Origin of the sequence: Rhabdothermincola salaria, assembly GCF_021246445.1 — a bacterium.
Classification (GTDB): Bacteria; Actinomycetota; Acidimicrobiia; order Acidimicrobiales; family Acidimicrobilacustridaceae; genus Rhabdothermincola_A; species Rhabdothermincola_A salaria.
Window position 1 is genome coordinate 692,834 of the sequence record NZ_JAJQXW010000001.1, and the last position, 20,641, is coordinate 713,474.

Genomic DNA, 20,641 nt, shown 5'->3' on the forward strand with positions numbered 1-20,641 from the left:
GCCGGCGCGACGCCCGCTGGAGTCCTGCGCCGGTCGGGCGGACGGCGGTAGCTGACGTCAGTTGGGCGGCTGGAGCCTGGCTCGCAGGTCGTCGAGGTCGAGGTCAGGATCCGGGTAGGCGAGCCCCATCGACTCGAGGGTCTCGACCAGCAGCGAGGCGATGGCCCAGTTGCGGTACCACTTGTGGTCCGAGGGGATGATGAACCAGGGCGCGTGATCGGTGCACGTCTGGCCGATGGCATCGCCGTAGGCCGCCTGGAACTCGTTCCACTGACGGCGGGTGTCCATGTCCGTGGGCGAGAACTTCCACCGCTTGTCGTCGCGCCGGAGGCGCCGCAAGAACCGTTCGCGTTGCTCGTCGAAGGAGATGTGCAGCATGCACTTCACCACCACGGTGCCGTCGTCGGCGAGCTCGCGTTCGAAGGCGTTGATGTCGGCGATCCGCCCGGCGATCTCGTCGGGTTGGAGCGACCTCGTGGCCATGGGGACGATCACGTCCTCGTAGTGGGACCGATCGAACACGCCGAGCCGACCGCGCTCGGGCAGGGCGCGCCGGTGCCGCCAGAGGAAGTCGTGCTCGAGCTCTTCGTCCGTCGGCTTCGTGAACGATGCGGTCCGCACTCCGACCGGGTTGACTGCGGTGATCACGTGCTTGATCGTCCCGTTCTTCCCCGAGCAGTCCAACCCCTGGAGGACCAGGAGCACCTGCCGGGTCTCGGATGCGAACAGCAGCTCGTGGGCGTGGAAGAGCCGATCGCGAAGCTCTGACTTCAGCTGGTCCTTCGCCGTCGACTTGGAGTCGACGAGAGGCGTCGAGCCGGCGTCGTAGCCGGCGAGGTTGACGGTCCCGTCGGCGGGGCGGGCGCGGAACTCCTGGTGGATCTGGCGTGGGTCGGGCATCTGACCTCCTCGGAGCCCCGACCTACCCGCCCGGTGCACCCCAGTCCCCTGCGCCGACGCGCCGGGCGTCTCACCGCGCCGACGGATCGGCATGGGTCCCCGACGGTGGCGCCCTCCTGCATGGGACCGCCCGTACGCGGGTAGGCGCCGCCCCATGACGGCACGTGCCCTGGTCCGAACCGTGCTCCTGCTGGGCCTGGTCGCCCTCGTGGGCTGGTCCCGCCCCGCGGCGGCTCAGACCAGCGGTCTGCCCGACTTCACGGCCGACGAGTTCGTCGCCTTCTACGACCAGCTCGACCTGCCGGGCACCCGACCGCTGACGGCGGCGCCGCGCATCACGGGCGTGCCTGGGGCCGACGATCGCATCGTGGACCTCGCCCGCCTCGCCGGCTACCAGCTGCGACCCGTCGCGTCGGTGCCCCTCACCGCCACCGGTGGCGTTTTGGTGCAGCCGGCGGCCGCCGCCCCCTTCGATCGCCTGGCCGCCGCCGCCTGGGCCGCCGGCAACCCGTTGGTGGCCGTCTCCGAGTTCCGCAGCGTCGACGAGCAACGGGAGATCTTCCTCGCCGAGCTGCGCGCGGAGGGGCGACAGCGGATCGGCCGGCCCTACACCACGTCCGAGATCGCCATCGGGTCCGCCGATGCGGCCATCCGTGAGGTGCTCCGACTCCACTCGGTGCCCGGCTTCTCCCACCACCACTCGGGCCACGCCGTGGACGTCACGGTGCCGGGAAGCGGGCTCGGCGCCTTCGAGGGCAGCGCTGCCCAGGCCTGGCTCGCCGCCGACAACCACGCCAACGCCAAGATCCACGGGTTCATCCCGAGCTACCCCGAGGGGGCCACGGACATCGGACCCGTGCCCGAGCCGTGGCAGTACGTGTACGTCGGTGTGGACCGGCTCCGGTGCGCCCAGGACGTCATCGACCTGCAGGATCCCGACGCCCCGAGCCGCTGCCCCGTGGGCTTCCTCGACCGCGTGAGCGTGGACGGGACACGCGTCACGGTGGCGGGCTGGGCCGCCGATCCCGACGTCCCCACCGGGCCGATCGACGTGCACCTCTACGTCGACGGCCAGGGGGCCGCCATCGTGCGGGCGGACGACCACCGCCCCGACGTGGCCGAGCAGACGCCGTTCGGACCCAACCACGGATTCCGCGCCACCCTCGTGCTCGGGCAGGGGACCCACGAGGTCTGCGCCTACGCCATCAACGACCGCCCCGGCGACGCCAACCGCCTCCTGGGCTGTCGCACCGTGGAGGTCTCCACCGCCGAGCCGGTCGGCAGCCTCGACGAGGTTCGCCCCCAGGGCACCGCGCTCCGGATCCGGGGCTGGGCCGCGGACCCCGACCTGCCTGAACGCGCCCTCGACGTCCACGTCTACGTCGACGGTGTCGGATACGCCGTGCGCGCCGACGAGTACCGCTCCGACCTCCAGGCGGGCACCCCGTTCGGAGGCTTCCACGGGTTCAGCCTGACCGTCGACGTGCCCGCCGGGGGCCACACAGCCTGCGCCTACGCCATCGCCGCGCAGAGGGGCGAGAGCAACCAGCTGCTGGGCTGCGCCAGCGCCGCGGTGCTCGGCGACGAGCCCACCGGTGCCCTCGACGTCGTACGCACCGTCGGCGACGAGACCGTCCGGGTCCAGGGTTGGGCGGTGGACGCCGAGGTGCCCGACGAGGCCCTGCCGGTCCACGTCTACGCCAACGGTCGTGGCGTCGCCGTCACCACCGCCGACCGGGCTCGGTCGGACGTCGACCGGGCCTACGGCGTCGGCCGTGACCATGGGTTCGACGCTCGGTTCGGTCTCGATGTCGGACGCCACGACGTGTGCGCCTACGCCATCGCCGTGCAGCCCGGTGAGCCGAACGTCCTCCTCGGGTGCCGCACCGTCACCGTCGTGGGCGAGCGCCCCGTGGGCGTGCTCGACGTCCTGCGCCTCGACGGCGACGCTGTCCTCGTCGCGGGGTGGGCCGCCGACCCGGACTGGCCCACCACGCCGATCGAGGTGCAGGTGAGCATCGACGGCGTCCCCGAGAGGTTGCTCGCCGACGGCTACCGTCCCGACGTGGCCTCCGCCACGATGTTCGGCCCCAACCACGGGTTCGGAGTTCGCCGTGGCCTCGCTCCCGGACCCCACGAGATCTGCGTCACGGCGCTACCCGCCGACGCCGGCGAGGTGCCCACCGCCTTCGGCTGCGCCACCCTGACGGTCGCGTCGGCGCCGGGCGTCATCCACCTGACGTTCGACGACGGGCCCCATCCCACCTGGACGCCCGAGGTCCTCGACGTGCTCGACCGGTACGGCGCCGCCGCCACCTTCTTCCCGATCGGCAGCGCCGCGGAGCAGCAGCCGGGGCTCGTCGACGAGATCGCGGCCCTGGGCCACACCCTCGGCAACCAGACCTACGACCACGTGCGGCTGACGGAGGTCGACCTCGAGGAGTTCACCTACCAGGTCGAAACCGCCGAGGCAGCCATCAGCCCGCACGGCACCCAGTGCCTTCGCCCGCCCTACGGAGCGGTGGACGACACCGTTCGCGACCGGGCGGCCGCACTCGGGTACGAGGTGGTGCTCTGGTCCGTCGACACCGAGGACTGGAGGCTGCCGGGCGCCGACGTGATCGCCGATCGCATCGTCGCCGGCGCCGAGGACGGCGCGGTCGTCCTGCTGCACGACGGCGGCGATGAGCTCCGCAGCCAGACCGTCTCCGGCCTCGACGCCGCGCTCGACCGGCTCACCGACGAGGGTTGGCGCTTCGAGCCCGTCTGCTGAGCGGCCCGTTCCCTCGGTGCGGCGGGTGGGCCGACTAGCTTGTCCTCGGCCACCGCAGCTCCGACGACGGGAGTGGTCCATGAGCGAGGAGCAGGGCGCAGCCGGCGTGGCCATCGAGGTGGAGAACCTCACCAAGCGCTACGGCGACGCGAGCGTGGTCGACGACCTGACGTTCAGCGTGCGACCCGGGCGGGTCACCGGGTTCCTCGGGCCGAACGGTGCCGGCAAGTCCACGGCGATGCGCATGATCCTCGGACTGGCCGCACCGACCCGAGGTCGGGCCACGATCGGCGGTCGTCGCTACGCCGACCTCGACGCACCGGTGCGCACCGTGGGCGCCCTCCTCGAAGCCAACGCCTTCCACCCGGGCCGCAGCGGCCGCAACCACCTCCGGGTCCTCTGCGACGCCGCCGGGCTCCCGGCCTCGCGGGTGCACGAGGTCCTCGAGACGGTCGAGCTCACCGCCGCGGCCGACAAGCGGGTCGGCGCCTACTCGCTCGGCATGCGCCAACGCCTCGGCGTGGCCGGCGCCCTGCTCGGCGATCCGGCGGTCCTGGTCCTGGACGAGCCCGCCAACGGACTCGACCCACAGGGGATCCACACGATGCGCGACCTCCTGCGCGGCTACGCCGACCGAGGACGGACGGTGCTCGTCTCGAGCCACCTGCTCGCCGAGATGGAGCTCCTCGCCGACGACCTCGTCGTCATCGCGGCGGGACGGCTGGTCGCCAGCGCCTCGCTCGCCGAGCTGCAACACGCGGAGATCGTCGTGCGGACCCCGTCGACGGAGATCCTGGCCGCTGCGCTGCGCCGGGTCGGCCCCGACGTGATGGTCGAGGAGACCCTCGAGGCCTCGGATCGCCTGCTCGTGCGAGGGCTGTCGATCGATGCGGTCGGCGAGTGCGCCCACCGGTGCGGGGTGGTCCTCCACGAGCTGTCGACGCACGTCGGATCGCTCGAGGAGCGCTTCCTCGCCTGGACCACCACGACGCCCACCAGCGAGCCGGGCGACCCGAGCCGACCGGCATGACGATGACCGGCCTGTTCCGATCGGAGCTGCGCAAGCTCACCACGACGGCGATGCCACTCGCCTTCGTCGCCGTGCTCGTCGTCCTCGCCGGCATCAACGCGGTGGCGGTCGCCTTCGGCACCGACGCCGACGGCTCCAAGGCGTTCGTCTCGACGGCGGCCGACCAACGCTCCCTGGTCGCCTTCGCGGCCAACGCCACCATGCTCGCCGGCCTCTTCGGAGCCATCGCCGTCGCCCGGGAGTACGGCCACGGCACGGTGATCCACACCTTCCTCGCCGCTCCCCGCCGCCACCGCGCCGTGCTCGCCCAGTTCGCCGCCGTCGGCCTCGGTGGGGCCCTGCTCGGGCTGCTCGGTGCCGCCCTGACGATCCTCGGCATGACGCTCGCCCTGCCCACCACCGACTTCGGGTTCCTCATCCCCGCCGACGGGGTGGCCCAGGTGCTCGCCGCGTCGACGCTGTGCGGTGCGGCCGGGGCCGTCCTCGGCGCCGGGATCGGGACCCTGGTGCGCAACACCGGCGGCGCCGTCACCGGTGCCGTGCTCGTCCTGCTGGTGGCGCCGCCGCTCGTCGTGCAGCTCGCCAGCGGCACGGCGTCGTGGATGCCGGCCACGCTCGCGTCGGTCCTGTCCGGCGTCACGACCGAGGTCGGCATCGCCTCGGCCGCGGCCGCCATCTGTGGCTGGGCCGCCGTGCCGGCCGCGCTGGCGATCCTGGCGGTCCGCCGGCGCGACGTGGTCTGAGCGCACCCGCCCCCTCTCGGTGCGAGGGTCGCGGCGACCCACCGGCACGGATCGCCGTCGGGAGGGGTTGGCCCCGACGCGGGGGTCGAGTCCGGTGAGAGGGCCTGGCCCCGGGGGGACCGACGGCCCTGTCGGGCCCGCGCCGGGATCCCTACCGTGAGTGACTGTGTCGGACGTGCTGTGGGTCGTCGTCGCCGTCTTCGTGGTGCTCGTCGGGGTGTGCCTCGTCGATCTGGCCCGCCACGACGCCCGCTACCTGCCCAAGTGGGCCTGGGCGCTGATCATCGTGCTCGTCTCGTTCCCGGTCGGCCCGATCGCCTGGTTCCTGGTCGGGCGGGTGCCGGCGGGGGAGGAGGCCGGACCGCAGACCGTGCCGCCACCGCCGTCCGCGACGGCGGCCCGCCCGATCCGTGCGGCAGCCTCCCAGCGCCCGGCACCAGGAGCAGGCCTCGACCCCACCCGCCCGGCGATGGTGCGCACGGAGGGACTGAGCAAGATCTATGGCGACACGGCCGCCCTGGACCGCGTCGACCTCTGCGTTCCCACCGGCAGCACCTACGGTCTGATCGGCCCCAACGGGTCCGGCAAGACGACCATGCTCTCGGTGCTCGCCGGGCTCCGTCGCCCCACCTCGGGAGAGGTGGAGCTCGCCACCACCCGTCAGCGCATGGGGCTGCTGGTCGACACCCCCCTCTTCGAACCGTGGCTCACCGCCCGCGAGGTCGTCGACCTCGCCCGCCACCTCACCGCCCCGGAGGCACCCGCGGAGCGGGTGGACCAGGTGCTCGGCGATGTCGGGCTCGGCGATGCCGTGGACCGGCGTTGCGGCGGCTTCTCCCGGGGCATGCTGCAGCGCCTGGGTCTGGCCGGCTGCCTGGTCGGCGACCCGGATCTGGTCGTGCTCGACGAGCCGTCCTCGGCCCTCGACCCCGCCGGTCGTCGCGAGGTGCTCGACCTGGTCGGCCGCCTGGCCCACACCAAGACCGTGCTGCTGTCGACGCACATCCTCTCCGACGTGCAGCAGGTGTGCGACACGGTCGGGGTCATCGACCGGGGCCGCCTGCTCTTCCAGGGGCCGCTCTCCGACCTCCTCGCCCGCACGTCCACCTCCTACCTCCTGCAGGTCCGACCACCGGCGGATGACCTCGCCACGATGCTGGGCGCCCAGGAGTGGGCCGAGGAGGTCCACGAGTACGCGCCGGGGCGGATCCGCATGGTGGTCAGCGATGCCATCACCGCCGAGAAGGACGTCCCCGGGTTGCTGGCCGCCTGTCGGGCTCCGCTCGTCTCGTTCACACCGGCCACCGACCTGGAGAGCGCGTTCCTGGAGCTCACGTCATGACCACCGCCGGGCGCCCCGTCGCCGAGCCCCGTCGCCCCCGTCCCATGACCCTGTGGCGACTGGAGGTGCTGCGCACGCTCCGGACCCACCGTTGGATGCTCGTGGTCGGCGTCTACGCCTTCTTCGGCGTCACCGGGCCGCTGCTGGCGCGGTACCTCGAGGAGATCATCTCCAACTTCGGTGGGAGCGAGGTCGCGGTCACCGCCGGCGACCCCCGACCGGTCGACGGCATCATGCAGTTCGTCAGCAACGGCGGCCAGATCGGGCTGTTGGCCGTGATCGTGCTGTCGGCCAGTGCGCTGGCGCTCGACGCCCACCGGGAGTTCGCCGCCTTCCTGCGCACCAAGGTCGCCCGCGTCGGAACCCTGCTCGTGCCCCGCTACGTGGTCGCCACCGTGACGTCGGTGGCGGCGCTGTGGGTGGGCACGGGCCTCGCCTGGGCGATGACGGTGCCGCTCCTGGGGGGCCTGCCGGTCGGGGCCATGGTGCTCGGCACCCTGCTCGGATCGCTCTACCTCGCGTTCGCGGTGGGCGTCGTGGCGGCGATGGCCGGCTTCGTCCGCAGCATCGCCGGCACCGTGTTCGCCAGCCTCGCCGTGCTGTTGGTGCTCCCCATCGTGTCGCTCGTGCCGGCGGTCTCGAGGTGGCTGCCCAGCGAGCTGCTGGCGGCCATCGGCGACCTCCTCGAAGGGGCACCGGCGTCGGACTACATCGGGTCCGCCGTCGTCACGGTCCTGTTGACGGTCCTGCTGGTCCGTGTGGCCGCCTGGAGGGCCGAGCACCGCGAGCAGTAGGTGCGAGGGCAGGCCATGCGAGCTCAGGCCATGCGAGCTCAGGCCGGGCGGGCTCAGGCCGTGGCGGCCAGACGGAAGCGCGGGAAGGTGAACGTGGTGCCGTCGGCGAGCTCGTGGTCCTCGAACCAGCACTCGACCGGCGCGCCGATGGCCACGTGGTCGACGTCGTCGGGTGGGAGGTCGGTGACCATCCGCACGCCTTCCTCGAGCTCGATCGTGACGACGGCGAAGGGCACCCGGTCGGCCCACGCCGGATGGAACGCCTGGTGGGTCACCGTGAACGTGTAGATCGTCCCGCGGCCCGACAGCGGCGTCCACGTCCACGAGTCGTCATGACACTCGGGGCACATCGGCTGGGGATAGTGCCGCAGCAGGCCGCAACCGTCGCAACGCTGCACGACGAGGCGATGCTGGCGGGCGGCCGCCCAGAAGCCCTCGGAGAAGACGCTGGGCGTCGGTCGGGGCCTGGCCGTCAGCTGGTCCATGGGTTCGCTCACCTCCGCAGCACCAGGGTCGAGCCCTCGAAGAAGTTGCCCTCCACCACCACACCGACGTGGCGGCACTCGGCCACCTGGCGAGCCGGCTCCACCGTGCCCCGCAGCTGGCGCACGGCCTCGATCACGTGGTTGATGCCTGATGCGTGGGCCTCCGACAGCGACCCGCCGTGGGTGTTCACCGGCAGCCGCCCCCCGAGGGCGATGTGGCCCTCTTCGACGAACGGACCGGCCTCGCCGGGCCCGACCGCGCCAATGGCCTCGAGCGCGGCGAGCACGTACCAGGTGAACCCCTCGTGGATCTGCAGGCAGTCGAGCTCGTCGACGGTGATCCCCGCCATGGTGAAGGCCCGGGCCGACGCCTCGGTGAGGCTGCCCACCCGGGCCAGGTCCGGCTTCTGGGTCAACGACGTCGACGGGTACGAGTGCGCCTCGCCCACCCCGCCGATGAGCACCGCCACGGCATCGAGATCCCGGGCCCGTTCGACGCTGGTGACGACCACGGCGCCGGCGCCGTCGGACTCGAGCGAGCAGTCGAAGAGACGGAACGGCGTCGAGATCATCCGCGACGACTGGTGGTCGGCCATCGTCATGGGCCGACCGTGCATGAGCGCCTGCGGGTTCAGGTTGGCGTTGGCCCGGCTGTTCACCGCCACATGTCCCAGCTGCTCGCTGGTCGAGCCGAACTCGTGCATGTGGCGCATGGCCGCCTGGGCGAACCACTGCACGGCGGCCACGTTTCCGTAGGGGCGTTCGAACTCGGTGGTGGAGTCCATCACGCCTTCGGGGACCGACCGGCCCGTCGAGACGCGCTCACCCGAGTAGCCGCGCCGCCCGGCCGGGATGAGCACGCACGAGGCGACGCCGGAGGTGATGGCCATGCAGGCGTTCTGGACCGACGCGATCAGGCTGGCTCCGCCCATGTGCACCGTCGTGGAGAAGCGCAGGTTCCGCAGGCCGAGGTTCATGGCGAACTCCTCGGCGTGGCGCCCGGCCGTGGCGCTGGGCAGGACGGCGTCGACGTCGTCGGTCGACAGCCCGGCGTCGGCGAGGGCCCGCAGCGAGGCCTCGAGGTGCAGCTCGAGCGTCGACCGGTCGGTGCCCCGGGTGTAGGCGGTGTTGCCCACGCCGACGATCGCGCACCGATCAGCCAGGCTCACGGTCGTCCTCCCCACACGACGGCGGTGGGTCCCACCGTCTCGATCCCCGGTCATCTGAACCCAACGAGGCTGCAGTCGACAACTCGCGAGGTCAACCGGGTCGCGACAGGTCGGCGACGTCGGTGACGGTCCTGGTCGAGCCGGCCTCGGTCAGCTCCAGCGCCACCGTGCCGGTGCGCAGGTCGATCGTGGCCACGACCGAGTCGTCACCTCGCCACGCCAGGATCAGCTCGTGGTCGGCGCCCGGCTCCACCGAGAAGGCGCCCTGTTCGAACAGGGCGGCGGCCCCGCGCCGCCAGCGCAGCAGGGCGAGGAGGCGCTGCACCACCGGGCGCTCGACCGCGGCGGTGATCTCGGCGTCGGTGTAGTGGTGGCGGTTGATGTCGCGTCCCACGCCGGTGTGGGCCAGCAGCTCCATGTCGTTGGTCCCGGCCAGGGCGCCGACGTAGTAGATCTGCGGCACCCCGGGCACGAGCACCTGGATCAGCCGGGCGGCCAGGTAGCGGGCGTCGTCGCGACCCAAGGCGTCGTAGAAGCTGCAGTTGACCTGGTACACGTCGAGGTTGTCGGCTGCCTCGCCGGTGGCCAGCCGGCTGGCTCCACCGCTGCGCCGGTGGATCTCCTCCACGAGCCCGTCGATCTGCTCCTGGGTCAACAGGCCGGGGCGGGAGTGGTCGGACTGGTCACGACCGACGTCGATGACCCCGATCCCGTCGTGGGTGTCAAGCACCGTCACGGCGTTGGTGGGACGAACGGAGAGCCATCGCACGAGCCCTTCGTTGCTGCCACGGAACAGCGCGTCGAGCACCAGCGGGGGGAGGGCGAAGTCGTAGACCCAGTCGACGTGGCCGGCGATGTCGATCTGGGTCCGGTGGTGGCCGTGGACCTCGACGAGCATCTCGAGGCCACGAGCGCGGCACGCGTCGGCCAGCTGGTCGATGAAGACGAACGTCTCGGGGATCATGAACGACGAGGTTCCGGGGCCCTTGACGGCATAGCCCACGGCGTCGAGGCGGACCAGGCCCACCCCGCAGGCCGCGAAGCGGTCGAGGATGGCGTGGAGGTACTCACGGGTGGCCGGGTGCCCGACGTCGACGTCGACCTGCTCGGACGTGAAGGTCGTCCAGACCAGGCGACGCTCGCCGGCGACCCCCTTGACCGAGAAGCTCATGCCCGGGCGGGGCCGGTAGGTGGCCAGCAGGTCGGCCTCGGTGGCCCCCTCGGGGTACACCGACTCGTACGTCAGGAACATGCCGTCGTAGGGCGACGACTCCCCCCGGGCGGCCCAGTCGAGGAACTGGGGGGAGCGGGCCGACACGTGGTTGACGATCAGGTCGGCCACCAGCTCACGGTCGGCACCGAGGGCGGCCACGTCGTCCCAGGTGCCCAGACGGGCATCGACCGTGGTGTGGTCGATCGGGTCGAACCCGGCGTCGGCCCCGTCGATCGGGTGGAAGAAGGGCAGGACGTGCACACCCCCGAACGCGCCCGCCAGCGGCCCGTCGAGCAACGACCCCAGCCCGGCGAGGTCCCCACCGAAGCGGTCCGCATAGGCGATCAGCTGTGGTTCGTTCCGCATCTCGTCGGCGACGCTACCGCCGGGCGCGCCGCCTCGGAGGGCTCGACCGGGTGCGGGGGGGAGGGGAACATGATGCACGGCCCGCTGGGTAGCAGCCGTTCGTAGCGGACCACCAGGAGGACCCGGCATGCGGGAACCGACGTCCCGGCGCGAGCGCTCCTCGCCGTCGGCGACATCGTGGGTGGCAACACCTTCGACATCTTGTTCGTCGCCGTCGCCGACGTCCTCTACCGCGGCGGCAGCGTGTACCACGCCATCGACGCCCAGACCGCCTTCCTGCTGGCGCTGACCGTGCTGCTCACCGCCGTCCTCGGGGCCGGCCTGGTCCATCGGGGCAAGCGCGGCATCGGCTTCGAAGGCATCGGCATCCTCGTGCTGTACGCCCTCGGCGTGGTGAGCCTGCTGCTGCGGTGACGCCACGCCTACCCTGACCCCCAGCGGACAGCGGATCTCGGGGGCAGCCATGGACGACAGCAGGGGTGGGGGACCGGCGACGCAGCGTCTGGACCTGATCGATCCGGGTCTCTACCTCGACGGTGTGCCCCGGGACTACCTCCGATGGTTGCGCGACCACGAACCGGTCGCCTGGCACGACGAGGTCGACGGGCCCGGGTACTGGGTGCTCAGCCGGTACGACGATGTGGTGGACGCCAACCGGGACTGGCGTCGCTATTCCAACGCGGCCAAGGGCTCGTCCATCGAGGAGGCCCGCAGCGACGACGAGTTGGCGCTGCGCCGACTCATCTTCGTGAACCAGGACCCACCCGAGCACACGCGGTACCGCAAGCTGGTGAGTTCGGCGTTCACGCCCGGGCACGTCCGGCGGCTCACCCCGCTCATCGAGGCGACGTGTGCCCGGCTCGTCGACGAGCTGTGCGACGGTCGACCCCACGACTTCGTCGCGACTGCCGAGGCGCTCTCGTTCCAGATGGTCGCCACCCTCTTCGGGGTGCCCGAGGCCGACTGGCCCTCGTTGCTGGAGATCACCCGGGCACTCGCCGACTTCCAGGACCCGGAGGTGAACCCGGACCTGGCCCCCCGTCCCGAGGTCCAGCAGGCCATGTTCGCCTACGCGGCCGACCTGATCGCCAGGGTCCGGTCCGACCCGGAGGCGCACACGGGGGTCGTCGTCGATCTGGTGAACGCCGAGATCGAGGAGGACGGCGAGCGCCACCGCCTCGACGACCTGGGCCTGGCGGCGTTCTTCCCGGCGGTGCTGGTCGGGGGTCTCAGCACCACAGCTCATGTCATGACCGAGGCGGTCAACAGCTGGATCGAGGACCCGTCCCTCTTCGACGAGTGGGCCGGCGCCGACTGTCCCGCCTCCGTCGTGGAGGAGCTCCTGCGATGGCGGGGGCCGGTGATGTCGTTCCGCCGGACCGCCACCGAGGACCACGAGCGCCACGGACGCACGATCCGCGCCGGTGACAAGGTGCTGTTGTCATACGCGTCGGCCAACCGCGACGAACGCCGCTTCGATGACCCGGACCGCTTCGACGGCCACCGGAACCCCAACGACCACGTGGCCTTCGGAGGCGGTGGCCCTCACTTCTGCATCGGCGCCCAGCTGGCCCGCCTCGACCTGCGCCTGGTCCTCGGAGAGCTGTTTCGCACCGTGGACCACTTCGAAGCGGCAGGCGAGCCGGTCCGTCTCCGTTCGAACCAGTTCGCCGGGTGGCTGCACTACCCGGTGGTGGCGGTCGCCCGCTGAGCGTGGGCCCCCGAGCGTGTGCTCGCCCAACGGTTCGCGCCCAGGCTGGCCAGGGCGGAACCGCCCGCCCCACCATGCGGGGAAACTATTGACATCGAGCGTGCCAACTGTTTAGCGTCCGCCCTGCTGTTCGGCAGGACAGGCGTGGGCGACAGGTGAGGAGAGGTTGTGCGATCAAGAGCGCTGGCTGCGGTGTTCGGAGTGGTCCTGCTCGTGGTGCCGGTGGCCTCCGTCCCCATCCGCTCCGCTGATGCGTCGGCGGACACGGTCAGTGCGGACCCCACCGAAGAGCCTGCGACGAAGACGGTCCGTCGCTCATCGACACTGGCCACCACCGATCAACCGATGTGGGGCGGTGCCTCCGTGCCGACGCGGACGATCGAGTGGTTCGACCTGGAATGGGACGAGAGCGAGGGGTTCGGCGGCACCACGCGGGAATGCGTGGGAGTCGACGGCATCGGGCGGGAGTGCGGCCGCTTCGGGCTGGAGGTCGACGCGTCGGTGCAGGGCGAGATGGGCATGGGCCTCGAGCTCGGGAGCTTCGGCGCGGAGGGCACCATCGACGTCACGTACCCGGTGACCGTCGAGTTCACGGCTCCCGCCGACAACTCCTTCGACCCGGGCGACACCGTGGAGATCGCGACGGCGATGACCGTCGACGAGGACGACGCGCGCATCAGCGGCCAGTTCCCGGACCTCGGCAGCATCGCCTGGACCGGGGACTTCCAGGCGAGCGCCGCGGCCGATGCCCGTCTGTGCTTCATCGATTGCGACAACCGCGAGCTGTTCGAGCTCCAAGGCGGTGACGGCGGCCACATCGTGCGACTGGAGGGCGACCAGCTGCGGGTCGGATGTTTCGACACCCTCCTCGGCGTCGCCACCATGATCACGCTGGGCATGGACCAGTACGACAGCGGTCGCTGCGACGGCGCGCCGTACCTGATGAACCCGACCGTCGACCTGACCACCCAGCTCGGCGCCGACGGGACGCTGTCCGCCAGCGGCACCGATCTGTACGCAGTGATCCCGGTGAGCGGGGTCACCTGGGCCTTCCGCGGGGTGGGCGCCCCGCTCTGGGCGGTACCCAACCTGAACACCGTCAGCTATCGCGGCGCGAGCATCGGCTGGACCACCTTCAACGCCATCGTCACGGCGTTGGAGACCATGCGCCAGGACCTCGTCCTCGACCCCGACGTCGAGGTCACCCTGACCTGGGGGGACCAGCTCGACTACGAGGTCGTCGCGCCCGAGACCGGCGACGTCCTCGAGCAGGGCACGGGCACGTCGGCCACGCTCGCCGTCGGCGACACGCTGAGGTTGGTCACCCCTCAGGTCGGCAGCAAGGTGCTCTCGCTCCATCCGACGGTGGCGATGGCGTCGGCGAGCATGTCGAACCACACGCACAGCGTCACCTCCGGCAACATGGAGCTCAAGGCGCTGTCGTTCACGCTCGGGACCGATCGGCGGCGGGTGTGCTTCGCCGGCGAGTGCTTGACGCTGTGGCCGGGCACCAGCACCAATGTGGGTCCCGTCTACCAGCAGGGCTTCCCGTTGGGCTCGGGCGGCCCCACCACGCTGTTCGACGGATCGTTCCAGCTCGATGGCTTCGCCTCCATCGAGGTCGAACCGTTCGACCTGGTACCCCGGCCGGTCATCGAGATCCGCAAGGCCGTGGTGCCGAGCATCGCCCCCGGCGTCTTCGATCTCCAGATCGACGGTGAGACGCTGGCCGCCGACGTCGGCGACGGCGGCACCACGGGTCGTCACGTGGTCGACCCCGGCACACGCCTGATCGGCGAGGTCGAGGGCAGCGACGCCGACCTGCGCTACTACGAGATCTCGATCACCTGCCGTGACCACGACACCGGTGCCATCCACACGGCGAGCGCCGGCCACGCCCTCGGTGCCGGTTCCAGCACGAGCCTGGACCTCAGCGGTGGTGAGGACCTGATCTGCACGGTCCAGAACCGGTTGCCGGTGCCGGCCGAATGCGACTCGATGACGTTCGACAACGTCATCCTCGGCACACCTGGCGCAGCCACCGCTGATCGCCTCATCGGCACAAGAGACCGCGACCTCATCGTCGGCTACGACGGCGATGACCTCCTCATCGGGGGCGCGGGCGACGATTGCCTCGCCGGCGTCAGCGGCAACAACATCATCAACGGTGGGGGAGGGAACGACGTCATCGACGGCGGCACCGGTTCGAGCATCTGCACCGCAGGCGTCGTCATGCGCAACTGCGTGGTCACCGGAGGACCCCAGCAGGACCGGAGCGGGCCGCAAGAGTAGGCCTCCCTGTAGCGTCGGGTTCGTCCCGTCCGGCCACCGAGCGACCTGACGCCGATGTCGACCACTCCAACGGGCCCGATCCCGTCAGATGAGGAACCGGCATCCGTCGACGGTCGTCGGGCGCGTCGGGCGGCGAACCGCCGAGCCGTCGTGGACGCCATGATGTCGCTGTACTCCGACGGCCAGTACACCCCCACCGCAGCCGCGATCGCCGAGCGGGCCGGGGTCTCGGTGCGCTCGCTGTTTCGATACTTCGACGACGTCGAGGACCTGGCCGCGGCCGTCATCGAACGGCAAGCGTCGCTCGTGTACCCCTTGCTCGCCGTCGACGTCGCGGCCGACGATCCCGTCGAGGTCCGGGTCGCCCAGCTCGTGGACGGCCGGGTACGCCAGTACGAGCTGCTGGCGCCGGCCGCCCGGGCTGCCCGTGCCGTGGCCCACCGCCGACCCCTGGTGGCGGCCAAGCTCGCCGAGATCAACGCCGCACGACGTGAGCAGATCCGCACACTGTTCTCCGAAGAGCTCGAGGCGATGGGCCCGCACGACGCCCGTCGGGTGCTCGGCGCAGCCGACGTTCTCTGCTCGTTCGAGACCTATCACCTCCTTCGCGAGGAGCATGGCCTCGAACCAGACGTGCTGGTGGCTGACCTCGCCCGCACGCTGCTCGTCCTGTTGCGCCGGGACCGCGACTGATCCGACTTCACTCCCCGCCCGCCGGTGGTCGGCTGGGAGGTCGCTCAGCTCGGGTCGTTGTAGGGGGCGGCGACCTCGTCCACCAGCAGGGCGGCGGTGCACGTGCCCACGAACCCGTCGCGGTCGAACAGGTCGGCGCGGGAGAGACCGATGCCGTCGGTGCCGTACCAGGAGCGGGTGGCCACCCCGGTCCACTCGCCCCGCGGCGCGCGGGCCAGGCTGATGGTCAGATCGGCGTTGATGGCCGACCAACGGGCGAGATCGAGGTGGTTGGCGCTGTTGGCGGTGAAGTCCGATGCCCAGGCCAGGCGCACCGTCGGTGAGGCCTCCTCCCCGGCGATCACCGGTCGGGTGGCGCGGTACCAACTGGTGCCCGGGCTCCGGTCGCCGGCCTCTCTCACCTCGAGCGCACCGGTGAAGCCGTTGCGGCCCTCGAACTGCACCCGCTGGGGTCGCACCGCCCCGAACGGCGGAGCGGTGATGGGGGCCTGGTCCGGGTCACTCCAGGTGTCGGGACCGGGGCCGGTGCGAAAGCGCAGCGCGGTGGCCCGGGCCACCTCGGCTCCGTCGGCGGTGATGGTGGCCACCACGATCTGGAGGCGCTTGCCCTCGCGCACGATCTCGGTGCCGACGCCGAGGCGACCGAGGGGCACCGGACGGTGCATGTCGACGGTGAGGCGGGCGATGCGCATAGGAACCAGCGTCGGGACCCGCTCGACCGCCCACGTGAGCAGGGCGGCGGGTGTGCCGCCGTACTGGGCGTTGGGGTCCCACGGACCCTGGGTGAGCACGGTGGCGACGACTGCGTCGTCGCCGTCGGGGATGAACATGGCCTCCACCCCGCCTTCCTACTCGTCGGCCCGGGCACCCCGCCATGTGGCGTGGCGAGCGACGTCGACGACCCCGGACGACCACCCCGTGAGCGGCGCCCCGCCACTCCGTTGGGACACCTCAGCGGGGACGGCAGATGGCAGGGTCACGGTCGTCCGCAGCGCGCAGACCGTGCGAGGCCTGTCGCGCCCCGCTCGGCCTCGACCAGCTCAGATGGTGAAGGCCAGGTTGGTGGCCAGTCGCCGGGCCAGCTCGTCGTCACCCGACAGCACGATCTCTCGGCCCACGTGGGGACCGGCGTCACGGCGACCGGCGGTGAGCCGGAGGAAGAGCGGCGATGGCATCGTCAGCCCCACGGTCGCCTCGCCGTCGAAGCCGTCGACGAGGCGAGCCCGGTCGGTGACCTCCACCGAGTAGGTGCGAGCGGCGGGCCCGGTGAGCTCGATCCGCACCCGCTGGCCCTCGGGGATCCCCGCCCGGCGGCCGACCACGAAGCCGAGGGCGGTGGCCGTCTCGTCGAGGCAGGAGGCGACCGCAGCAGGGTCATCCCTGTCCGCTGCGCCCACCGCCTCGCGGGTGTCGTGCTCGTGGGTGAAGCTGTCGTAGTGGCGGATGCGCATGAACCGCCCGTAGGTCTCGTCGGGGCCGGCCGGCGTCCACGAGGGAGCGTCGAAGTCGGCCTGGGTCATTCCCTTCAGGGTCTCGAGCCGCTGGGCGGTCGCCCGCCGGAACACGTCGAGGACCTCACCGCCCGACAGGGCCCGCATCGACGCCACCCACCGCTCGTTCATCCCCCCGATCTCGTTGCGGACGTGCGCCACGCCGCCCACATCGACCTCGGGCACCGCTTCACCGGACAGGCTGAGCTCGGTGGCGGCGATGTGGGCCAACTGGTCGCGCACCGTCCACCCCGGGCAGCACGTGGGCCGGTCGTAGTCGACGTCGTCGAGGCCCGTGTAGAGCTCGTCGATGGCGGCCCAGGTGCTCTCGAGCAGGGCGACGATGGCGTCGTGGTCGACGATGGTGGGCATCAGGGCGTCTCGTTTCGGATGGTGACCCAGTCACGGGCCTCGAGGTAGGGACGGAAGGCGGCGCCGATGGCGGCGATGTCGTCGGGCCCCTTGGGGCGCTGCAACTCGTACACGTGGGGGAACTCGATCCAGGCGGTCACGCTGTGCCAGAGGCGTACCGCCGCGTCGCCCGTAGGCGGGTCGATCAGCACCGGACCGAACAGGGCCTGGTCCCTGCCGAACACGAGGGTGGGCACCCCCCACCCTCCGAGGGCCACGACGGCCTCGTGCTCGCGACGCACCTCGTCACCGGTCGTGGGGTCCGCGATCGCGGCGGCCACCCACGAGGGGTCGAGGCCCATCTCGGTGAGCAGCGCCTCGGCCACCTCGGGCCGGTGGGGCTTGCGGCCCTCGACGTGCAGTGCCCGGCCGGCGGTGGCGTACCAGCGGTCGAGCAGGTCGGGATCGATGCGGCGCAGGTGGGCGCCGATGCGCATCATCGACCACCCGTAGGACCACGGCCGCTCCCACGGGTGCTTCTTGCCCTCGACCCGGTTGACCTCCTCCAGGCTGAAGAACCGCCAGCGGACCTCGACCCCCGCCCGGTCGCGCACCTCGCGCATCCAGAGCGACGTCTGGTAGGCGTACGGGCACATCACGTCGAAGTGGAAGTCGACCGACGTGGGGGCGGCGGGTTCGGGCTCGGAGTCGGCCACCGCGCGACCGTACCGCCCTGCCGTCCGACGAGCAGCGGGCATCCGGGTGGTGGACACCGGGTGCCGCCGCGACCAGCTGCGACCGGTGCGCCGTGGTGGCCCGGGCTCGGTGGGTCAGGTCGATGGACCACGCCAGGTCGGGGTAGGTCTGCACCATGGACGATCCAAGCGACGACGAGACGGCTCGCGACCTCGACCGGGTGGTCGAGAGGTCCCACCTGCTCCCCGAGGAGGAGCGCGCCGGCAGCGACGACCCCGAGGCGCAGGCGGCGGCGATCCTGGCCGAGGGCGACGAGCGAACAGAGGACCGAGACGCCGCCCCGGGCACGCGGGTCGAGCACCGCACCTCCGAGGAGACGACCCCACCCCCGGACTGACGCCCTGGCCGATCCGGACCGATGTCACAGGCCTCCGGGGGGTGGGGCGACCCGTGACCGGGTAGACGCAGATCGAGGAGATGTTCCTCGGCGCTTCGTCGCGATGGCGCAGGAGGTGGCCCGATGCGCGAGACCGTGAGTTTCGGCCGGCTCGCCGGCATCCGTGTGGGGGCCAACTGGAGCGTCTTGATCATCGGGTGGATCCTGGCCTTCGGTCTGGCGGCGGGGGTGCTCCCCGAGGCGGCGCCGGGTCACGCCACCGGGCTCTACTGGGTGGCCGGACTCCTGGCCACGGCCGTGTTCCTGGGCTCGCTGCTGGCCCACGAGATGGCCCACGCCCTCGTGGCCCGAGCCAAGGGCCTCCCCGTGGAGGGCATCACCCTGTGGGCGCTCGGCGGCGTGTCGAAGCTGGGGGGCGACGCCTCCCGCGCTCGCGACGAGCTACGCATCGCCATCGCCGGCCCGGCCACCAGCCTGGTGCTCGGCGTCGCCTTCTTCGCCACCGCCGCCGGCCTGGCCGCGCTGGGCGCCGGCGACCTGGTGGTCACCACCGTCGTGTGGCTGGCCACCATCAACGTCGTGCTGGGGTTGTTCAACCTGGCCCCGGCGTTCCCCCTCGACGGCGGGAGGGTGGTGCGGGCCCTGCTCTGGGCCCGCCACGGCGACCGGCTCCAGGCCACCCGCTCGGCGGCGGCGGTGGGTCGGGCCTTCGGTTTCGGCCTCGTCGGGCTCGGGGTCATGGTCGTGTTCCTCGGCGCGGTGTTCCAAGGGGTCTGGTTCATGCTCCTCGGGTGGTTCGTGGTGAGCATGGGGCAGGCGGAGGCCACCGGGGTGGAACAACGCCGGCTGCTCGAGGACGTGACCGTGGACGAGGTCATGTCCGCGCCGGTGGCGTGCGTACCGGCGGACCTCACGGTCGACCGCCTGGTGGACGAGCACGTGCTGACCCACCGCTGGTCGGCCTATCCCGTCGTCGACGACGACGACCGCCTGCTCGGACTGGCCACCCTCGACACCGTGCGTCGTGTCCCGGCCGAGGAGCGGAGCAGCACGCGGGTCCTCGATGCCGGCTTCCCCGCCGCAGAGGTGCCCCAGGCCCCTCCGGGCGCATCCCTCGCCGACCAGCTGGCCACGCTGTCGGCCTCCCCGGTGGGCCGACTGGTGGTCGTGGACCAGGGCCGCGTGGTCGGGCTGGTGTCACGCACCGACGTGGTGTCGTGCCTGCAGCGCCGCTCGCTCATGTCGAGCTGACAGCCCATCCCCGTCCCTGACGGGCTGTCGACGTCGGTCGGGACCGCTCCGAGCCGTCGCTGGTTAGGGTGGCCGGGCCGGGTCTCACCGCACGACACGGCGGATCGGTGATCGTGGACCTCCTCCTGCTGTCGAACTCCACGAACCACGGCGGGCAGATGTACGCCCACGCGGCAGAGGCGATGCGTGCCCTGGTGCGCGACCGCGCCGTCACCTTCGTCCCCTTCGCTCTCGCCGACTGGGACGACTACGCCTCGAGGGCACTCGGCGCGCTGCGGTCGATGGGACTGCGGGCCGACTCGGCCCATCGTGCCGAGGACCCGGCCCGGGCCATCCTCGACGCGGACGTGGTGATGATGGGAGGCGGCAACTCCTTCCGCCTGCTCGACACGCTGTACGGCCTGGGCGTCGTCGACGCCCTGGCGGACCGGGTCCGCCGCGGTGCCGCCGGGTACATGGGCGCCTCCGCCGGGACCAACGTCGCCGCCCCCACGATCGCCACGACCAACGACATGCCCATCTGCCAGCCCCCGTCGTTCACCGCCCTGGGCCTGCTGCCGTTCCAGATCAACCTGCACTACGTCGACCCGGACCCCGAGTCGACGTTCATGGGCGAGACCCGCGACGAGCGCATCGAGGAGTTCCTCGAGGAGAACGACTGCCCGGTGCTGGCCATGTACGAGGGGTCCTGGCTCCGGGTGGCCGGCGACGGGGCCTGGGTCGAGGGGCCCGCCAGGTTGTTCCGGCGCCAGGGGTGCGACCACTTCGCCGATGGCCTCGACGTCTCGCACCTGCTCGATCTGACGCCCGTCTTCGGTGGCGGACGGCGGCCATGGGCCGATCCTGCGGTATCGTGAGCCGTCCAACCGACTCATTTGGGACCTCTCGCTGACACCCGGCCACACCGCCGGACCCGAGCCCGTCGCCTCCTCTGAGCCCGCCTCG

General features: G+C 71.8%; 19 protein-coding genes. 12 read left to right on the forward strand and 7 right to left on the reverse strand.

What is annotated here, in order from left to right; genetic code table 11:
- Positions 1-57: 57 nt before the first annotated feature.
- Entirely contained in the window at positions 58-900 is an 843-nt protein-coding gene (locus LUW87_RS03190) for a PPK2 family polyphosphate kinase (RefSeq protein WP_232669625.1), read from the reverse strand.
- Between the two features lie 154 nt (positions 901-1,054).
- On the opposite strand from LUW87_RS03190, the gene LUW87_RS03195 reads away from it, so the two are divergent.
- From LUW87_RS03195 to LUW87_RS03215, 5 genes are all read left to right on the forward strand, one after another.
- Positions 1,055-3,673, forward strand: a complete 2,619-nt coding sequence (locus LUW87_RS03195; protein WP_232669626.1) for a polysaccharide deacetylase family protein — start codon at positions 1,055-1,057, stop codon at positions 3,671-3,673.
- Positions 3,674-3,752: 79 nt separating this feature from the next.
- The gene (locus LUW87_RS03200) at positions 3,753-4,703 is read left to right on the forward strand and encodes an ABC transporter ATP-binding protein (protein WP_232669627.1); all 951 of its coding nucleotides are present in this window, start codon (positions 3,753-3,755) and stop codon (positions 4,701-4,703) included.
- Positions 4,700-5,446, forward strand: a complete 747-nt coding sequence (locus LUW87_RS03205; RefSeq protein ID WP_232669628.1) for a hypothetical protein — start codon at positions 4,700-4,702, stop codon at positions 5,444-5,446. The genes LUW87_RS03200 and LUW87_RS03205 overlap by 4 nt, the downstream gene beginning before the upstream one ends.
- A 166-nt stretch (positions 5,447-5,612) precedes the next feature.
- Positions 5,613-6,788 (forward strand): ATP-binding cassette domain-containing protein, encoded by a 1,176-nt coding sequence (locus tag LUW87_RS03210; protein ID WP_232669629.1) that lies wholly within the window; start codon positions 5,613-5,615, stop codon positions 6,786-6,788.
- Entirely contained in the window at positions 6,785-7,582 is a 798-nt protein-coding gene (locus LUW87_RS03215) for a hypothetical protein (protein ID WP_232669630.1), read from the forward strand. Before LUW87_RS03210 ends, LUW87_RS03215 begins: the two co-directional genes overlap by 4 nt.
- A 53-nt stretch (positions 7,583-7,635) precedes the next feature.
- Here the strand turns inward: LUW87_RS03215 and LUW87_RS03220 are convergent, their stop codons facing one another.
- The 3 genes from LUW87_RS03220 to gtfA form a co-directional block, all read right to left on the reverse strand.
- The gene (locus tag LUW87_RS03220; protein ID WP_232669631.1) at positions 7,636-8,067 is read right to left on the reverse strand and encodes a Zn-ribbon domain-containing OB-fold protein; all 432 of its coding nucleotides are present in this window, start codon (positions 8,065-8,067) and stop codon (positions 7,636-7,638) included.
- Positions 8,068-8,075: 8 nt separating this feature from the next.
- Positions 8,076-9,236, reverse strand: coding sequence for a thiolase C-terminal domain-containing protein (locus tag LUW87_RS03225; protein WP_232669632.1), 1,161 nt, complete (start codon positions 9,234-9,236; stop codon positions 8,076-8,078).
- A gap of 91 nt (positions 9,237-9,327) precedes the next feature.
- Positions 9,328-10,815 carry a sucrose phosphorylase gene (gtfA, locus tag LUW87_RS03230; protein WP_232669633.1) on the reverse strand — a complete coding sequence of 496 codons (1,488 nt, stop codon included), beginning with the start codon at positions 10,813-10,815 and terminating at the stop codon, positions 9,328-9,330.
- 177 nt (positions 10,816-10,992) lie between these two features.
- Between gtfA and LUW87_RS03235 the strand changes: the two genes are divergently transcribed.
- The 4 genes from LUW87_RS03235 to LUW87_RS03250 all read left to right on the forward strand — a co-directional run bounded on the left by LUW87_RS03235 (position 10,993) and on the right by LUW87_RS03250 (position 15,511).
- Positions 10,993-11,229 (forward strand): hypothetical protein, encoded by a 237-nt coding sequence (locus LUW87_RS03235; protein ID WP_232669634.1) that lies wholly within the window; start codon positions 10,993-10,995, stop codon positions 11,227-11,229.
- 49 nt (positions 11,230-11,278) lie between these two features.
- Complete coding sequence (locus LUW87_RS03240) at positions 11,279-12,526, forward strand: cytochrome P450 (RefSeq protein WP_232669635.1); 1,248 nt, start codon at positions 11,279-11,281, stop codon at positions 12,524-12,526.
- A 363-nt stretch (positions 12,527-12,889) separates the two neighbouring features.
- Positions 12,890-14,818, forward strand: a complete 1,929-nt coding sequence (locus LUW87_RS19035) for a hypothetical protein (protein ID WP_232669636.1) — start codon at positions 12,890-12,892, stop codon at positions 14,816-14,818.
- Between the two features lie 159 nt (positions 14,819-14,977).
- A complete protein-coding gene (locus tag LUW87_RS03250; RefSeq protein WP_232670874.1) occupies positions 14,978-15,511 on the forward strand; it encodes a TetR/AcrR family transcriptional regulator in 534 nt (177 codons plus the stop codon).
- A 44-nt stretch (positions 15,512-15,555) separates the two neighbouring features.
- Here LUW87_RS03250 and LUW87_RS03255 read toward each other — a convergent pair whose 3' ends face one another.
- The 3 genes from LUW87_RS03255 to LUW87_RS03265 all read right to left on the reverse strand — a co-directional run bounded on the left by LUW87_RS03255 (position 15,556) and on the right by LUW87_RS03265 (position 18,068).
- Positions 15,556-16,341 carry a thioesterase family protein gene (locus LUW87_RS03255; protein WP_232670875.1) on the reverse strand — a complete coding sequence of 262 codons (786 nt, stop codon included), beginning with the start codon at positions 16,339-16,341 and terminating at the stop codon, positions 15,556-15,558.
- A 210-nt stretch (positions 16,342-16,551) separates the two neighbouring features.
- Complete coding sequence (locus LUW87_RS03260) at positions 16,552-17,373, reverse strand: maleylpyruvate isomerase family mycothiol-dependent enzyme (protein WP_232669637.1); 822 nt, start codon at positions 17,371-17,373, stop codon at positions 16,552-16,554.
- Complete coding sequence (locus LUW87_RS03265) at positions 17,373-18,068, reverse strand: mycothiol-dependent nitroreductase Rv2466c family protein (protein ID WP_232669638.1); 696 nt, start codon at positions 18,066-18,068, stop codon at positions 17,373-17,375. The genes LUW87_RS03260 and LUW87_RS03265 overlap by 1 nt, the downstream gene beginning before the upstream one ends.
- A gap of 155 nt (positions 18,069-18,223) precedes the next feature.
- On the opposite strand from LUW87_RS03265, the gene LUW87_RS03270 reads away from it, so the two are divergent.
- The 3 genes from LUW87_RS03270 (at position 18,224) to pepE (ending at position 20,553) form a co-directional block, all read left to right on the forward strand.
- Entirely contained in the window at positions 18,224-18,445 is a 222-nt protein-coding gene (locus tag LUW87_RS03270; RefSeq protein ID WP_232669639.1) for a hypothetical protein, read from the forward strand.
- A 123-nt stretch (positions 18,446-18,568) separates the two neighbouring features.
- Positions 18,569-19,696: a site-2 protease family protein gene (locus LUW87_RS03275; protein WP_232669640.1), complete on the forward strand. Its 1,128-nt coding sequence runs from the start codon at positions 18,569-18,571 to the stop codon at positions 19,694-19,696.
- Between the two features lie 113 nt (positions 19,697-19,809).
- A complete protein-coding gene (pepE, locus tag LUW87_RS03280) occupies positions 19,810-20,553 on the forward strand; it encodes a dipeptidase PepE (RefSeq protein ID WP_232669641.1) in 744 nt (247 codons plus the stop codon).
- Positions 20,554-20,641: the final 88 nt, after the last annotated feature.

What these genes read in the sequence shown, in the direction of transcription:
- gtfA (WP_232669633.1), bottom strand. Translation starts at nt 10,815, where the DNA reads ATGCGGAACGAACCACAGCTGATCGCCTATGCGGACCGCTTCGGTGGG.
- LUW87_RS03215 (WP_232669630.1), top strand. Translation starts at nt 6,785, where the DNA reads ATGACCACCGCCGGGCGCCCCGTCGCCGAGCCCCGTCGCCCCCGTCCC.
- LUW87_RS03250 (WP_232670874.1), top strand. Translation starts at nt 14,978, where the DNA reads ATGATGTCGCTGTACTCCGACGGCCAGTACACCCCCACCGCAGCCGCG.
- LUW87_RS03270 (WP_232669639.1), top strand. Translation starts at nt 18,224, where the DNA reads ATGGACGATCCAAGCGACGACGAGACGGCTCGCGACCTCGACCGGGTG.
- LUW87_RS03205 (WP_232669628.1), top strand. Translation starts at nt 4,700, where the DNA reads ATGACGATGACCGGCCTGTTCCGATCGGAGCTGCGCAAGCTCACCACG.
- LUW87_RS03260 (WP_232669637.1), bottom strand. Translation starts at nt 17,373, where the DNA reads ATGCCCACCATCGTCGACCACGACGCCATCGTCGCCCTGCTCGAGAGC.
- LUW87_RS03240 (WP_232669635.1), top strand. Translation starts at nt 11,279, where the DNA reads ATGGACGACAGCAGGGGTGGGGGACCGGCGACGCAGCGTCTGGACCTG.
- LUW87_RS03195 (WP_232669626.1), top strand. Translation starts at nt 1,055, where the DNA reads ATGACGGCACGTGCCCTGGTCCGAACCGTGCTCCTGCTGGGCCTGGTC.
- LUW87_RS03220 (WP_232669631.1), bottom strand. Translation starts at nt 8,067, where the DNA reads ATGGACCAGCTGACGGCCAGGCCCCGACCGACGCCCAGCGTCTTCTCC.
- LUW87_RS03275 (WP_232669640.1), top strand. Translation starts at nt 18,569, where the DNA reads ATGCGCGAGACCGTGAGTTTCGGCCGGCTCGCCGGCATCCGTGTGGGG.
- LUW87_RS03190 (WP_232669625.1), bottom strand. Translation starts at nt 900, where the DNA reads ATGCCCGACCCACGCCAGATCCACCAGGAGTTCCGCGCCCGCCCCGCC.
- LUW87_RS03200 (WP_232669627.1), top strand. Translation starts at nt 3,753, where the DNA reads ATGAGCGAGGAGCAGGGCGCAGCCGGCGTGGCCATCGAGGTGGAGAAC.
- LUW87_RS03255 (WP_232670875.1), bottom strand. Translation starts at nt 16,341, where the DNA reads ATGTTCATCCCCGACGGCGACGACGCAGTCGTCGCCACCGTGCTCACC.